Below are 13,466 nucleotides of genomic sequence, written 5' to 3'. Positions count from 1 at the left end.
CGACGGGCGCCGCGCCGGGCGCCGGCGCGAACGGTGATCGTCCGGCGGACGGCGTCGTGGTCACCGCGTCGCCCCTTCCGCCCCGATCAGCTCCAGGTAGACGTCCTCCAGCGACCGGTGCCCGACCTGCAGGCCCTCCGCCAGGATGTCGTTCGCCGCGCACCAGGAGGTCAGTGTCGCCAGCAGCCGCGGGTCGACCTTGGCCGTGACCTCGTAGGAGCCGGGCGCGATCTCGCGCACCGCGGCGGTGTCCGGCAGCGCTGCCCGCAGCGACCCGACGTCCAGGCGGGGCGGGCCGCCGAAGCGGATCACGTCATCGGAGACGCCGCTGGTCAGCTCCTGCGGCGTCCCCTCGGCCAGCACCCGGCCGGCGTCGACGATGACGACGTGGTCGGCGAGCCGCTCGGCCTCGTCGATCAGGTGGGTCGTCAGCACGACGGTGACCCCGGCGGCCCGCAGCTCGTCCAGCAGTTGCCACGTCGAACGCCGGCCCTGCGGGTCCAGCCCGGCGGTCGCCTCGTCGAGGAACACCACCTCGGGCCGCCCGATCAGCGCCGCCGCCAGTGCGACCCGCTGCCGCTCGCCGCCGGACAGCCGCCGCAGCGGCGCCCGGCCCAACGTGTCCAGGCCGAGCCGTGCCACCAGCATCCGCACGTCCAGCGGATAGGCATGGAGCCGGGCCAGGTGCGTGAGCAGCTCGACCGGCCGCGCACCCGGATAGAAGCCGGCGCCTTCCTGCAGCATGACGCCCACTCGGGGCCGCAGCGCGGCGCCGTCGCGCCACGGATCCAGCCCCAGGACCCGCACGGTGCCGGCGTCGGGGCGGCGGAAGCCCTCGCAGATCTCGATGGTGGTGGTCTTGCCGGCGCCGTTGGGACCCAGAACCGCGGTGATCGTCCGGGCCGCGACCCGCAGCGACAACCCGTCGACCGCGGTGACGGCGTCGTAGCGCTTGACCAGAGAGGAGATCTCGACGGCCGCCGCTGCGCTCATCGTGCGAGTGTTGCACGAGTCGCCGGAACCGCCGACGACCGGTCGGACCGGCCGTCTCCGGGCCGGGGTCAGAGCTCGCCGACGTCGTCCTGTTCGTCGATGACCTCCGGCTCACGCGCTGCTCGCGCCGGGCCGACGACGAATGCGAGGACGAAGATCAGCAGGCCGACGCCGGTCAGGATCCAGCCGATGACGCTGAGGTCGAACGTACCCACCCGGTCACGCACGCCGAGGGCCAGGATCAGCCCCAGCGTCATCAGGAAGATGCCGCGGCCAAGGGTCATGTCAGCCACGTACCCCCGGCCGACCCGCACAAACCGGCTGCCGGACCGGGCTCACGCCGCCGCAGGACCGCCATGGCGCCAGGCCTCCGCCGGGATCCGGTCGAGCACATCCGCCAGCGCGTCGAGGCCGCTCAGCAGCCGGTCCGGGGTGAGCCGGCCGGCCTGGTAGCCGACCATCGTGTCGCCGGCGAACCGCCACTCCCACGCCGGCCCGGCCTCGAGCTCTGCGAGGACCGGCGGCTGCAGCACCGTCGTCGCGAACAGCTGGTCCGTGCAGGCGACGTGGTACCGGCGCCCGGACTCGCCGGGGACGTCGGCACCGGGCCGGTCCAGCACGCGCGCCACCGCACCGGCGACGGCGTCCTTCCTGGTCACGGCCAGGTCGGGGACGGGTGCGGGCAGTGGGATCGTCACGACGGTGCGCCGGTGCGGGATCGCGGTCTTGGCCGCGGGCGACGGCGTGACCTCGTAGAGGTACTCGAACGCGAGGAAGTCGCGGCCGCGGTGGGTGCCGGTGACGACGGGTCGCGCGACGCCGCCGCCGGGGTGGAACGGCGGGCCGGGCCAGCGCCGGGTCAGCTCCTCGTCGCCCGAGCCGAGCCGCCAGCCGTGCGAGTGGACGAATCCGCGCAGGTCCGCGAGGCGCCGCTGGGCGGTGAACCGTCCGTACCGCACACTCACGAACACCGCGCCGGCCAGCACGGCGAACAGCAGGACGACGGCTGCTTCCATCGAACGATCACCCGCCTCTCGCTCAGGGCGTACCCCGCCCGCGGATCGATCAACGGCGGGTGCCCGCGAAACCGACGGATCCCGGCCCGCTTCGGCCTGTATCCGTCGGTTTCGCGAGCATCCGCCGGCCTCGCGGGTACCAGGGGCAAGGCGCCGTCCGACGACCATGCGGCGGGCTGTGACGCTCCACACAGAAAGGTAAGGCTCACCTGCGTGATGCATCGCACGGTGAGGAGGTTGAGTCCCGACCTGAAAAAGAGCACGATGGTGTTGTGAAATACGTGCGCGACGCGACTCGGGCACCGGGCGACGAGCCCGGCGTCCAGGAGGCGCACGCGCGCACCCGCGAGCGCGTCGCCCGCTCCATCCTCGAGAACGGCCCGTCGACGGCGGCGGCGCTGGGCGAGCGCCTGGGGCTGACCCCGGCGGCCGTACGGCGTCACCTCGACACCCTGCTGGGCGACGGCGTCATCGAGGCCCGCGAGGAGCGAGTCTACGGCCACCGCGGCCGCGGCCGCCCGGCCAAGGTGTTCGTGCTGACGCCGGCCGGTCGCGACGCGTTCGAGCAGGCCTACGACGATCTCGCGGTCGGTGCGCTGCGGTTCCTCGCCGAGACCGGGGGTGAGCACCTCGTCGCCGAGTTCGCCCGTCGGCGCATCGCCGACCTCGAGGAGCGGTACCGGCCTATCATCGAGTCGGTACCTCCGGAGCAGCGCGCGGCCGCGCTCGCCGACGCCCTCAGCGCCGACGGGTACGCCGCGTCGGCCCAGGCCTCGCCGGTGACGGGCGAGCAGCTGTGCCAGCACCACTGCCCGGTGGCGCACGTCGCCGAGCAGTTCCCGCAGTTGTGCGAGGCCGAGACTGAGGCGTTCGCCCGGCTGCTCGACACCCACGTCCAGCGCATCGCCACCATCGCGCACGGCGAGGGCGTCTGCACCACGCACATCCCCCGGGGCGGCGTCGTCCCGGCCACAGGCACGACCGAGAACGCGGAGAGGATCTCCTGAATATGACCACCACCGCTCACCCCGAGCTCGAGGGCCTGGGTCGTTACGAGTACGGCTGGGCCGACAGCGACACCGCCGGCGCGGCCGCGAAGCGCGGGCTGAACGAGGACGTGGTCCGCGAGATCTCCGCGCTCAAGGGCGAGCCCGAGTGGATGCTCGAGACCCGCCTCAAGGCGCTGCGGCTCTACGAGAAGAAGCCGGTTCCCACGTGGGGCGCCGACCTGTCGACCATCGACTTCGACAACATCAAATACTTCGTCCGCTCCACCGAGAAGCAGGCCGCGTCCTGGGACGAGCTGCCCGACGACATCAAGAACACCTACGACAAGCTCGGCATCCCCGAGGCGGAGAAGCAGCGCCTCGTGGCCGGCGTCGCGGCCCAGTACGAGTCCGAGGTCGTCTACCACAAGATCCGTGAGGACCTCGAGGAGCAGGGCGTCATCTTCCTCGACACCGACACCGGGCTGAAGGAGCACCCCGAGCTGTTCAAGGAGTACTTCGCCTCGGTCATCCCGGCCGGCGACAACAAGTTCTCCGCGCTGAACACCGCGGTGTGGTCCGGCGGCAGCTTCATCTACGTGCCGAAGGGCGTCCACGTCGAGATCCCGCTGCAGGCCTACTTCCGCATCAACACCGAGAACATGGGCCAGTTCGAGCGGACGCTGATCATCGCCGACGAGGACTCCTACGTCCACTACGTCGAGGGCTGCACCGCCCCCATCTACACGTCCGACTCGCTGCACAGCGCCGTCGTCGAGATCGTGGTGAAGAAGGGCGCCCGGGTCCGGTACACGACCATCCAGAACTGGTCGAACAACGTGTACAACCTGGTGACGAAGCGCGCCACGGCCGCCGAGGGCGCCACCATGGAGTGGATCGACGGCAACATCGGGTCGAAGATCACCATGAAGTACCCGGCCATCTACCTCATGGGCGAGCACGCCAAGGGCGAGACGCTGTCGCTGGCGTTCGCCGGCGAGGGCCAGCACCAGGACTCCGGGTCGAAGATGGTGCACCTCGCGCCGAACACCTCGAGCTCCATCGTGTCGAAGTCGGTCGCCCGCGGCGGCGGCCGTACGTCGTACCGCGGCCTGGTGCAGGTCATGCCGCGCGCCCACCACAGCGCCAGCACGGTCCGCTGCGACGCGCTGCTGGTCGACACCATCTCGCGCTCCGACACCTACCCGTACGTCGACATCCGCAACGACGACGTCTCCATGGGCCACGAGGCCACCGTCTCCAAGGTCAGCGAGGACCAGCTCTTCTACCTGATGAGCCGCGGCCTCACCGAGGAGGAGGCCATGGCGATGATCGTGCGCGGCTTCATCGAGCCCATCGCGCGCGAGCTGCCCATGGAGTACGCGCTGGAGCTGAACCGGCTGATCGAGCTGCAGATGGAGGGCGCGGTCGGCTGACGCGGCCGCCGCACCCGACACACCGAGCAGCAGCCGTCCACCCACGAGAGAGAGCAGATGACCACGGACACGGCTCAGCAGGCCCAGCACGGCCTCACCGAGCACTCCCACGGCGCCGGCGCGCCCGACCACGGCGGGAGCGCCTTCGACACCGTCGCGTCGTTCGACGTCGACGCCCACGTGGTGCCGCGCGGGCGCGAGGAGGAGTGGCGCTTCACGCCCATGGCGCGGCTGCGCGGCCTGCACGACGACGCCCCGCTCGACGGCCACGACTACGAGGTCAGCGTCGACGCCGACCCGCAGGTGGTCGTCGAGACGGTCGAGGCGACCGACGCGCGGCGCGGCTCGTCCGGCTACGTGCCGAACGACCGCCCCAGCGCGCGGGCGTGGGCCGAGGCGGACAAGGTGCTGGCCATCACCGTGCCGGCCGACGTCGTCGCCGAGAAGCCCACCATCGTCCGGCTGCAGGGCCTGAGCGCCGAGAAGGCGGCCGCCGGCCACGTGGTCATCACCGCCGAGCGGTTCAGCCAGAGCGTGGTCGTCCTCGAGCACGAGGGCTCGGCGGCCTTCGCCGACAACGTCGAGATCGTCACCCACGACGGCGCCAGGCTCATCGTGGTCTCGCTGCAGGACTGGGCCGACGACTCCGTGCACCTGTCGCACCACCACATCAGCGTGGGCCGCGACGCCGTCGTCAAGCACGCCGTGGTGAGCTTCGGCGGCGACCTGGTGCGCACCTCGGTCACGCTCGACTACGCGGCTCCCGGCGGCGACGCCGAGCTGCTCGGCCTGTACTTCGCCGACAGTGGCCAGCACCTCGAGAAGCGCCTGTTCGTCGACCACAACCAGCCCCACTGCCGCAGCAACGTGCTGTACAAGGGCGCGCTGCAGGGCAGGAAGGCGCACACGGTGTGGATCGGCAACGTGCTCATCCGGCCCGCGGCCGAGGGCATCAGCACCTACGAGCTCAACCGCAACCTGGTGCTCACCGACGGTGCCCGCGCCGACTCCGTCCCGAACCTCGAGATCGAGACCGGTGAGATCGAGGGCGCCGGGCACGCCAGCGCCACCGGCCGGTTCGACGACGAGCAGCTGTTCTACCTGATGGCGCGGGGCATCCCGGCCGACGAGGCCCGCCGGCTGGTCGTGCGCGGCTTCTTCACCGAGCTGATCAACAAGATCGGCGTACCGGAGATCGCCGAGCGGCTGACCGCCACAGTCGAGCGCGAGCTGGCCATCGGCGAGGGCCTGCCGGCCGCGTCGGCCACGCCGCCTACCGCCACCGTCGAGCACTGACCACCGAGAACACCCGAGAGGCATCGAAAATGAGCACCCTGGAGATCCGCGGCCTGCACGTCTCCGTCGAGACCGAGGCCGGTCCCAAGGAGATCCTGCGCGGCGTCGACCTCACCGTCCGCAGCGGCCAGACGCACGCCATCATGGGCCCGAACGGCTCCGGCAAGTCGACCCTGGCGTACTCGCTCGCCGGACACCCGAAGTACACCGTCACCAGCGGCGAGGTGCTGCTCGACGGCGAGGACGTCCTGGCCATGACGGTCGACGAGCGGGCCCGCGCCGGCCTGTTCCTGGCCATGCAGTACCCGGTCGAGGTGCCGGGCGTGTCGGTGTCGAACTTCCTGCGCACCGCCAAGACCGCCGTCGACGGCGGGGCGCCGAAGCTGCGCACCTGGGTGAAGGACGTCAAGGAGGCCATGGACAAGCTGGCCATCGCCGACGACTTCGCCGAGCGCGACCTCAACACCGGCTTCTCCGGTGGTGAGAAGAAGCGGCACGAGATCCTGCAGCTGGAGCTGCTGAACCCGAAGTTCGCCGTCCTCGACGAGACCGACTCCGGCCTCGACATCGACGCGCTGCGGGTGGTGTCCGACGGCGTCAACCGCTTCTCCGCGAGCGGCGACAAGGGCGTCCTGCTGATCACGCACTACACGCGCATCCTGCGCTACATCAAGCCCGACTTCGTGCACGTCTTCGTCGCGGGCCGGGTCGCCGAGGAGGGCGGCCCGGAGCTGGCGGAGAAGCTGGAGGAGAAGGGCTACGTCGACTACGTCGGCACCCCCGCCTGAGCCGTCAGAACCGAGACCGAGGAGCCATCGTGAGCGCACCGCACAGCCCGCTGGACGTGGATCGGGTCCGCAAGGACTTCCCGATCCTCGAACGGCGGCTCGCCGGTGACCACCCGCTGGTCTACCTCGACTCCGCGAACACCTCGCAGAAGCCGGCCGCCGTCCTCGACGTCCTCGCCGAGCACTACACCCGGCACAACGCCAACGTGGCGCGTGCGGTGCACCAGCTCGGCGAGGAGTCGACGGCGGCCTACGAGAGCGCCCGCGACAAGCTCGCGGCACTGATCAACGCACCCAGCCGCGACGAGATCATCTTCACGAAGAACGCGTCCGAGGCGCTCAACCTGGTCGCGCACACGCTGGCCAGCGGCCTGGCCGACGACCCGCGGTACCGGCTCGGGCCCGGCGACGAGATCGTCGTCACCGAGATGGAGCACCACTCCAACATCGTGCCGTGGCAGCTGGCGGCGAAGCGGACGGGCGCGGCGTTCCGCTGGTTCGGGCTCACCGATGACGGCCGGCTCGACCTCTCGACGATCGGCGAGCTGATCAACGAGCGGACGAAGATCGTCTCGCTGGTGCACCAGTCGAACAGCCTCGGTACCGTCAACGACGTCGCCACCGTCGTCGCCCGTGCGCGCGAGGTGGGCGCCCTCGTACTGCTGGACGGGTCGCAGTCGGTGCCGCACCAGCCCATCGACGTGACGGCGCTGGGCGTCGACCTGCTCGCGTTCACCGGCCACAAGATGGTCGGACCGACCGGCATCGGTGTGCTGTGGGGCCGCCGCGAGGTGCTCGACGCGCTGCCCCCGTTCCTCGGCGGCGGCGAGATGATCGAGACCGTCGACATGACGGGGTCCACGTTCGCACCCATCCCGCACAAGTTCGAGGCCGGCACGCCGCCGATCGCGCAGGCCATCGGGCTGGGCGCGGCGGTCGACTACCTCACCGGCATCGGCCTGGACCGCATCCACGAGCACGAGCTGACCCTTACGGGGTACGCGCTGGAGAAGCTGAACGCCATCGACGACCTCCGCATCATCGGCCCCAACTCACTGGAGGGGCGCGGCGGCACCGTCTCGTTCGTCGTCGACGGCGTCCACCCGCACGACGTCGGCCAGCTCCTCGACGAGCAGGGCGTCGCGGTGCGCGTCGGGCACCACTGCGCCCGGCCGGTCTGCGTCCGGTACGGAATACCCGCGACCACCCGAGCGTCGTTCTACCTGTACACCACGTTCGACGAGATCGACGCGCTCGCCGACGGTCTCCACCAGGTGAAGAGGTTCTTCGGGTGAGCGACAGCCTGTACCAGGAGATCATCCTGGACCACTACAAGCACCCGCACGGGCGCGGGTTGCGCGAGCCGTTCGGTGGCGAGGCGCACCACGTCAACCCCACGTGCGGCGACGAGATCACCATGCGGGTCGCCCTCGACGGCGAGAAGATCACCGACGTCTCGTACGACGGTCAGGGCTGCTCGATCAGCCAGGCGTCGGCGAGCGTCCTGCATGAGCTGCTGACCGGCTCCACCGTCGACGACGCCTTCGCGACCGAGCGCGTGTTCACCGAGCTGATGCAGGGCCGCGGCCAGGTCGAGCCCGACGAGGACGTGCTCGGCGACGGCATCGCCTTCGCCGGCGTCGCCAAGTACCCCGCCCGCGTTAAGTGCGCACTGCTGAGCTGGATGGCGTTCAAGGACGCGACCGCCCGCGCGCTCTCCGGCGCCGGGCGGACTTCTTGACCGACTGGCGTCAGACCTCGCGGTCGGCTGCAACCTTTCAAGGAGGAGACCCGATGACCACCACCGTCGACCTCGAGGACCTCAAGGAGGCCCTCCGCGACGTCGTCGACCCCGAGCTGGGCATCAATGTCGTCGACCTCGGCCTGATCTACGGCGTCACCGTCGACGAGCAGAACGTCGCCACCGTCGACATGACGCTCACCAGCGCCGCCTGCCCGCTCACCGACCTCATCGAGGAGCAGGCCGCGGCCGCCACCGACGGCCTCGTCAGCGAGCTGCGCATCAACTGGGTGTGGATGCCGCCGTGGGGGCCGGACAAGATCACCGACGAGGGGCGGGAGCAGCTGCGCGCGCTCGGCTTCAACGTATGAGCGCGCCGCAGGCCGTCGTCTTCGACCTCGGGGGAGTGCTGGTCGACTGGGACCCGCGCTACCTCTACCGCACGCTGCTGCCGTCGGAGGACGCGGTGGAGCGGTTCCTCGCCGAGGTCACGACGCCGGAGTGGAACGCCGCGCAGGATGCCGGCCGGACCTGGGCCGACGCGGTGGCGGTGCTGTCCGCGGAGTTCCCGGAGCATGCCGAGCTGATCTCGGCATACGACACACGGTGGATCGAGACCATCGGCGGCGAGATCGACGGCTCCGTCGAGCTGTTGCGCGAGCTGCGCGACGGTGGCTCGGTGGGGTTGTTCGCGCTGACCAACTGGTCCTCGGAGAAGTTCCCGCTGGCCATGGAGCGGTACGAGTGGTTGTCCTGGTTCGAGGGCATCGTGGTGTCGGGGACGGAGCGGCTGGTGAAGCCGGACCCGCGGATCTTCCAGCTGCTGCTCGAGCGTTACGACCTCGACGCGTCGTCGACGGTGTACATCGACGACAACCCGCCCAACGTCGACGCCGCCGCGGACCTGGGCATGACCAGCCTGCACTTCACCGGCCCCGACCGGCTGCGCGACGAGCTGTCGCAGCTGGGCCTGGTGTCGCCCGATCGTTCATCCGAGGAGTAAGAGATGGCCGTCCGACGGATCCGGCTGTTCGGCGACCCGGTGCTGCGCACCAAGGCCGAACCCGTGGTCGACTTCGACCGTGAGCTGCGCCAGCTCGTCACCGACCTCGTCGACACCATGCAGGCTGCGCCCGGCGCCGGCCTCGCGGCACCGCAGATCGGCGTCTCCCTCCGCGTCTTCACCTACGACGTCGACGATGTCGTGGGCCACCTGATCAACCCGTCGCTGGAGCTGTCCGAGGAGGAGCAGTTCGGGCCCGAGGGCTGCCTCTCCCTCCCCGGCCTCGAGTACGACTGCCGCCGCGCCCTGCGCGTCGTCGCCCACGGGTTCAACATGTACGGCGACCCGGTCGCCATCGAGGGGTCGGAGCGGCTGGCGCGCGCGATCCAGCACGAGACCGACCACCTCGACGGCATCCTCTTCATCGACAAGCTCGACCGCGAGGCCCGCAAGGCGGCGATGAAGGTCATCCGCGAGGCCGACTGGGCGGGGGAGCAGGCGCCGATCGTCAAGGAGTCGCCGCACGCCACCTTCGGCCGCGCCATCTGACGGTCTCGGCTTCGCCCCCGAGCTCACCCCGCCCCGACGCGCGTTGATCTTGGAGCAACCGTGCAGTTCCGGCCACGAATGTCCGATTGATACCCCGGTTACTCCAAGATCAACAGTGGGCTGGCGGTCGGTGTCGCAGCGTCAGGCGGCCGGGCCAGCGTCGTAGCGGAGCAGGACGAGCTGGGAGTCGTCCAGGCGGTGGGTGTCCAGCAGCCGCAGGGGAGTGCGCGGCCCGCCGCCCCAGATGGGCGTCCCGCCGCCGAGGAACGTCGACCCCACCAGCAGGTGGACCTCGTCCACCAGCCCGGCCCGCAGCAGCGCCGTCCACATCGTCCGGCTGCCGAAGGTCAGGATGTCGCCGCCCTCCTCGGCCTTGAGAGCCGCCACGGCATCGGCCACATCCGCCTGCCTCACGACGCGGGCGTCGCCCCACGGCTCCGACGGATCGACGTTCAGCGTGTCGGACACGACCACCTTGTCGATCGCCGTCGTGAGCCGCGACACCTCCCGCTCGGCCTCGCGCACGTCCGTCCGGTCGGCGACGGACGGCCAGAACGACCGGAACCCCTCGAACGACGTGCGGCCGAGCAGCAGCGTCGACGCGGAGCGCAGCCGCTCGGCGTTGTAGTCGTCGAACGTCTCGTCGAACGGCATGACCATGACGTCCTTGCCGGGGCCGTCGTAGTAGCCGTCGGCCGACACGATGTTCGTGACGATGAGCTTGCGCATGAGCGTTCCTTCCGCGTAGTGACACAGTCACCAGGGCAGAGACACAGCATGCCGCCGATTCATCGGTCCGCGGCGGAGAAATCGTGAGCGATCAGCCGGGCGAGGCAGTCGTTCCAGCCCTGCGCGTGATCGGCGCACTGGCCGGGGTCGGTGAACCGCTCGTGGGTGACGACGACGTCCGTCCCGCCGTCGTCCGCGGCGAGGAACTCCACCGTCACCAGCGTCTCCAGGTCCTCGCCGTCCCAGCGCCAGGTGTGCACCAGCCGGTCGGGCGCATCGACAGCGGCGAACTCACCGCTGACGGCCATGTCGGCGGCCGCCGACGCGATCCGGAACCGGCCGCCGACCCGCAGGTCCACCTGGCACGACGTCTCGAACGAGGCCGGCCAGTACCAGCGGGCCAGCTCCGCGGGGTCGGTCCACGCCCGCCAGACCCGGGCCCGGTCGGCCGGGACGTGGCGCTTGAGCTGCAGGGTCAGGGGCGTCGTCACGGGTTCTCCTTCAGATAGGCGGTCAGGGCATCCAGCCGTTCGTCCCAGTAGGCGCCGTACTCGGCCAGCCAGGCGGCGGCATCACGCAGCGGGGCGGCCGTCAGCATGCAGTACCGCTGCCGGCCCTTCTTCGCCGTCGCCACAAGGCCCGCCTGCTGGAGGACGGCGAGGTGCTTCGTCAGCGCCGGGAGGCTGGCCGCCAGGGGAGTGGCCAGCTCGGTCATCGTCGCCGGCCCGAGGCGCAGCCGCTCGACAACGGCCCGCCGGGTCGGGTCGGCGAGCGCGGCGAAGACCACGTCCAGGCCGGTCGGAGCCGGGCGGGCAGGGCTCATGGCGTCGCACAATACTTCACCAAGTGGTGAAGTGACAACCCCGGCTGCTTGCGTTCGCTGGTCCTGCGGTGTTACGGTTCATCGGTCAAGTAATGAACCTAGGAACCGAAGGGGGTGCGCATGTTCGACGACCGGAGCCCGATCTACCACCAGATCGCGGAGGCCATCAAGAACGACATCCTCAGCGGCACGTTGGGAGCTGACGAGCAGGTGATGTCCACCAACCAGTACGCGACGTACTACCGCATCAACCCGGCGACGGCCGCCAAGGGGTTCCAGCAGCTGGTGGACGAGGGCGTCCTCTACAAGCGGCGTGGGATCGGCATGTTCGTCAGCCCCGACGCCCGCGACATGCTGCTGTCCCAGCGCCGCGATCGGTTCTTCGCCGACGTCGTGGAGCCGATGGTCGCCGAGGCCCGGGTCATCGGCATCCCGCTCGACGACGTCGTCGCCCGCATCCAGACGCTGAAGGGTCGTGAGTCGGCATGACACTGGACATCGACATCCAGAACCTCACCGTCCGCTACCCGGGCGTGACGGCGGTCGACGACCTCACGCTGAAGCTCGAGGGCGGCAAGATCTACGGGCTGCTCGGCCGCAACGGGTCGGGCAAGACGACGCTGCTGTCGCTGATCGCGGCGTTCCGCCGGGTCACCGAGGGCACCGTCCTCGTCGACGGCGAGGCGCCGTTCGAGAACGAACGGCTGACGCAGCAGATCTGCCTGGTCCGCGAGAGCGGCGACATCGTGGTCGACGGCGACAGCGTCAAAGGGATCCTGCGTCGGTCGCGCCGGTTCCGACCGCAGTGGGACGACGAGTTCGCGCAGCGGCTGCTCGACCTGTTCCAGGTGCCGCTCGACCGTGGCGTCGCGAAGCTGTCGCGCGGGCAGAAGTCGGCGCTCGGCATCACCGTCGGGCTGGCGTCGCGGGCCCCGCTGACCATGCTCGACGAGTCCTACCTCGGCATGGACGCGCCGTCGCGGTACGCGTTCTACGACGTCCTGCTCGAGGACTACATCGAGAACCCGCGCACGATCATCCTGTCGACGCACCTCATCGAGGAGGTCGCGCGGCTGTTCGAGCAGGTCGTCATCATCGACCGCGGCCGGCTGGTCGCCCACGACGACACCGAGTCGCTGCGCATGCGCGGCGCCGCCGTCGTCGGCCCCGCGACCGCCGTCGACGACTTCACCACCGGCATGACGGTCCTCGGCGAGCAGCGCCTCGGCGGCACGAAGTCCGTCACCGTCTTCGGCGAGATCCACCCCGACGCGCGCGCCGTCGCCACCGACTGGGGCCTGGAGCTGTCGCCGGTCGCGCTGCAGGACCTGTTCGTCCACCTCACGAAGGGAGACCCGGCATGAGCGCCGCCCTCGCGTACCGCCGCTCCCGGGCGTCGTTCCTGGACCTCTCGGCCGGCTTCTCGACGGCCGTCCTGTGGTTCTTCGCGACCGTCGCCGTGATCTTCCTGCTCATCGGCCTGGGCATCGAGCTGGCCAGCGGCATCGACGGCGGCGAGAGCATCTGGGAGAACTCCCAGTACGCCACCCGGTACTTTCCGCTCTCGATGGGCATCATGATCACCGCCGCCTATCTGCCGGTGGCCGTGGCCTCCGGCGTCACGCGGCGCAGCTTCGCCTGGGCGGGCACGGGCGCCGTCCTCGCGCTGTCCGGTCTCATGGCGCTGTTCGAGGCCGGCGGCTACCTCATCGAGTACGGCCTGTACCGCGTGATCGATGTGACGCCGCAGTTCACCACGCGGCACCTGTTCGACCAGGGCTACCAGTTCTGGATCATCGTCCCCGAGGTCTGGATCGTCGTCGCCGCCAACGTGGCCGCGGGCTGGCTGATCGGCTCGGCGTACTACAAGTGGGGCTGGTTCGGCCCGACGCTCGCCCTGCCGCTGCTGCTGCTCCCGCTGGTGGCCGTCGAGGCGATCATGGCGGTCGGCTGGGCGGGCGAGGCGCTCGACGCCATGAACGTCGAGCACCTGCCCACGGCCGCCGCGGTTCCCGCCGCGCTCGCCGTCCTCGCCCTGACGCTCGCGGGCATGCAGCGCTTCGTCCGCGCCATCGACCTCCGGCCGCAGAAAGCCTGACCCCCTGA

18 protein-coding genes are annotated in these 13,466 nt (G+C 70.5%); 12 read left to right on the top strand and 6 right to left on the bottom strand.

Going from position 1 to position 13,466, the window contains the following annotated elements:
- Positions 1–60: 60 nt before the first annotated feature.
- From E1262_RS05910 to E1262_RS05900, 3 genes are all read right to left on the bottom strand, one after another.
- Positions 61–993 (bottom strand): ABC transporter ATP-binding protein, encoded by a 933-nt coding sequence (locus tag E1262_RS05910; RefSeq protein WP_132102198.1) that lies wholly within the window; start codon positions 991–993, stop codon positions 61–63.
- 68 nt (positions 994–1,061) lie between these two features.
- Complete coding sequence (locus tag E1262_RS05905; protein ID WP_132102197.1) at positions 1,062–1,277, bottom strand: DUF6458 family protein; 216 nt, start codon at positions 1,275–1,277, stop codon at positions 1,062–1,064.
- A 51-nt stretch (positions 1,278–1,328) separates the two neighbouring features.
- Positions 1,329–2,009, bottom strand: coding sequence for a hypothetical protein (locus E1262_RS05900; protein WP_132102196.1), 681 nt, complete (start codon positions 2,007–2,009; stop codon positions 1,329–1,331).
- Positions 2,010–2,290: 281 nt separating this feature from the next.
- On the opposite strand from E1262_RS05900, the gene E1262_RS05895 reads away from it, so the two are divergent.
- The 9 genes from E1262_RS05895 to def are packed head-to-tail and all read left to right on the top strand — an operon-like array spanning position 2,291 to position 9,808.
- Positions 2,291–3,016, top strand: a complete 726-nt coding sequence (locus E1262_RS05895; RefSeq protein WP_203453588.1) for a helix-turn-helix transcriptional regulator — start codon at positions 2,291–2,293, stop codon at positions 3,014–3,016.
- 2 nt (positions 3,017–3,018) lie between these two features.
- Positions 3,019–4,431: a Fe-S cluster assembly protein SufB gene (gene sufB, locus E1262_RS05890; protein WP_132102193.1), complete on the top strand. Its 1,413-nt coding sequence runs from the start codon at positions 3,019–3,021 to the stop codon at positions 4,429–4,431.
- A gap of 57 nt (positions 4,432–4,488) precedes the next feature.
- A complete protein-coding gene (gene sufD / locus E1262_RS05885) occupies positions 4,489–5,727 on the top strand; it encodes a Fe-S cluster assembly protein SufD (protein ID WP_132102192.1) in 1,239 nt (412 codons plus the stop codon).
- A 29-nt stretch (positions 5,728–5,756) separates the two neighbouring features.
- Positions 5,757–6,515, top strand: coding sequence for a Fe-S cluster assembly ATPase SufC (gene sufC / locus E1262_RS05880; RefSeq protein ID WP_132102190.1), 759 nt, complete (start codon positions 5,757–5,759; stop codon positions 6,513–6,515).
- 29 nt (positions 6,516–6,544) lie between these two features.
- Positions 6,545–7,810: a cysteine desulfurase gene (locus E1262_RS05875; protein ID WP_275261625.1), complete on the top strand. Its 1,266-nt coding sequence runs from the start codon at positions 6,545–6,547 to the stop codon at positions 7,808–7,810.
- Positions 7,807–8,256 (top strand): Fe-S cluster assembly sulfur transfer protein SufU, encoded by a 450-nt coding sequence (gene sufU / locus E1262_RS05870; RefSeq protein WP_132102188.1) that lies wholly within the window; start codon positions 7,807–7,809, stop codon positions 8,254–8,256. The genes E1262_RS05875 and sufU overlap by 4 nt, the downstream gene beginning before the upstream one ends.
- Before the next feature lie 53 nt (positions 8,257–8,309).
- Entirely contained in the window at positions 8,310–8,627 is a 318-nt protein-coding gene (locus E1262_RS05865) for a metal-sulfur cluster assembly factor (protein ID WP_131985125.1), read from the top strand.
- Positions 8,624–9,259, top strand: a complete 636-nt coding sequence (locus tag E1262_RS05860) for an HAD family hydrolase (RefSeq protein WP_132102186.1) — start codon at positions 8,624–8,626, stop codon at positions 9,257–9,259. Before E1262_RS05865 ends, E1262_RS05860 begins: the two co-directional genes overlap by 4 nt.
- Positions 9,260–9,262: 3 nt before the next feature.
- On the top strand, positions 9,263–9,808 hold the full coding sequence (def, locus tag E1262_RS05855; protein ID WP_132102184.1) for a peptide deformylase: 546 nt from the start codon (positions 9,263–9,265) through the stop codon (positions 9,806–9,808).
- Positions 9,809–9,949: 141 nt separating this feature from the next.
- On the opposite strand, the gene E1262_RS05850 is transcribed toward def, so the two are convergent.
- From E1262_RS05850 to E1262_RS05840, 3 genes are read right to left on the bottom strand one after another with little or no spacing between them, the layout of a single operon-like run.
- Positions 9,950–10,537 carry a dihydrofolate reductase family protein gene (locus E1262_RS05850; protein ID WP_132102182.1) on the bottom strand — a complete coding sequence of 196 codons (588 nt, stop codon included), beginning with the start codon at positions 10,535–10,537 and terminating at the stop codon, positions 9,950–9,952.
- Between the two features lie 59 nt (positions 10,538–10,596).
- Positions 10,597–11,028, bottom strand: coding sequence for an SRPBCC family protein (locus tag E1262_RS05845; RefSeq protein ID WP_162605790.1), 432 nt, complete (start codon positions 11,026–11,028; stop codon positions 10,597–10,599).
- A complete protein-coding gene (locus E1262_RS05840; RefSeq protein WP_132102178.1) occupies positions 11,025–11,360 on the bottom strand; it encodes an ArsR/SmtB family transcription factor in 336 nt (111 codons plus the stop codon). Before E1262_RS05840 ends, E1262_RS05845 begins: the two co-directional genes overlap by 4 nt.
- 120 nt (positions 11,361–11,480) lie before the next feature.
- Here E1262_RS05840 and E1262_RS05835 point away from each other — a divergent pair, with 120 nt between their 5' ends.
- From E1262_RS05835 to E1262_RS05825, 3 genes are read left to right on the top strand one after another with little or no spacing between them, the layout of a single operon-like run.
- A complete protein-coding gene (locus E1262_RS05835; RefSeq protein WP_132102176.1) occupies positions 11,481–11,849 on the top strand; it encodes a GntR family transcriptional regulator in 369 nt (122 codons plus the stop codon).
- Positions 11,846–12,724, top strand: coding sequence for an ATP-binding cassette domain-containing protein (locus E1262_RS05830; protein WP_132102174.1), 879 nt, complete (start codon positions 11,846–11,848; stop codon positions 12,722–12,724). The genes E1262_RS05835 and E1262_RS05830 overlap by 4 nt, the downstream gene beginning before the upstream one ends.
- Positions 12,721–13,458, top strand: coding sequence for a hypothetical protein (locus E1262_RS05825; protein WP_132102172.1), 738 nt, complete (start codon positions 12,721–12,723; stop codon positions 13,456–13,458). Before E1262_RS05830 ends, E1262_RS05825 begins: the two co-directional genes overlap by 4 nt.
- Positions 13,459–13,466 lie beyond the last annotated feature (8 nt).

Source organism: Jiangella aurantiaca, from assembly GCF_004349105.1.
GTDB classification, from domain to species: domain Bacteria; phylum Actinomycetota; class Actinomycetes; order Jiangellales; family Jiangellaceae; genus Jiangella; species Jiangella aurantiaca.
This window is presented reverse-complemented; position numbering and strand designations above follow the sequence as displayed.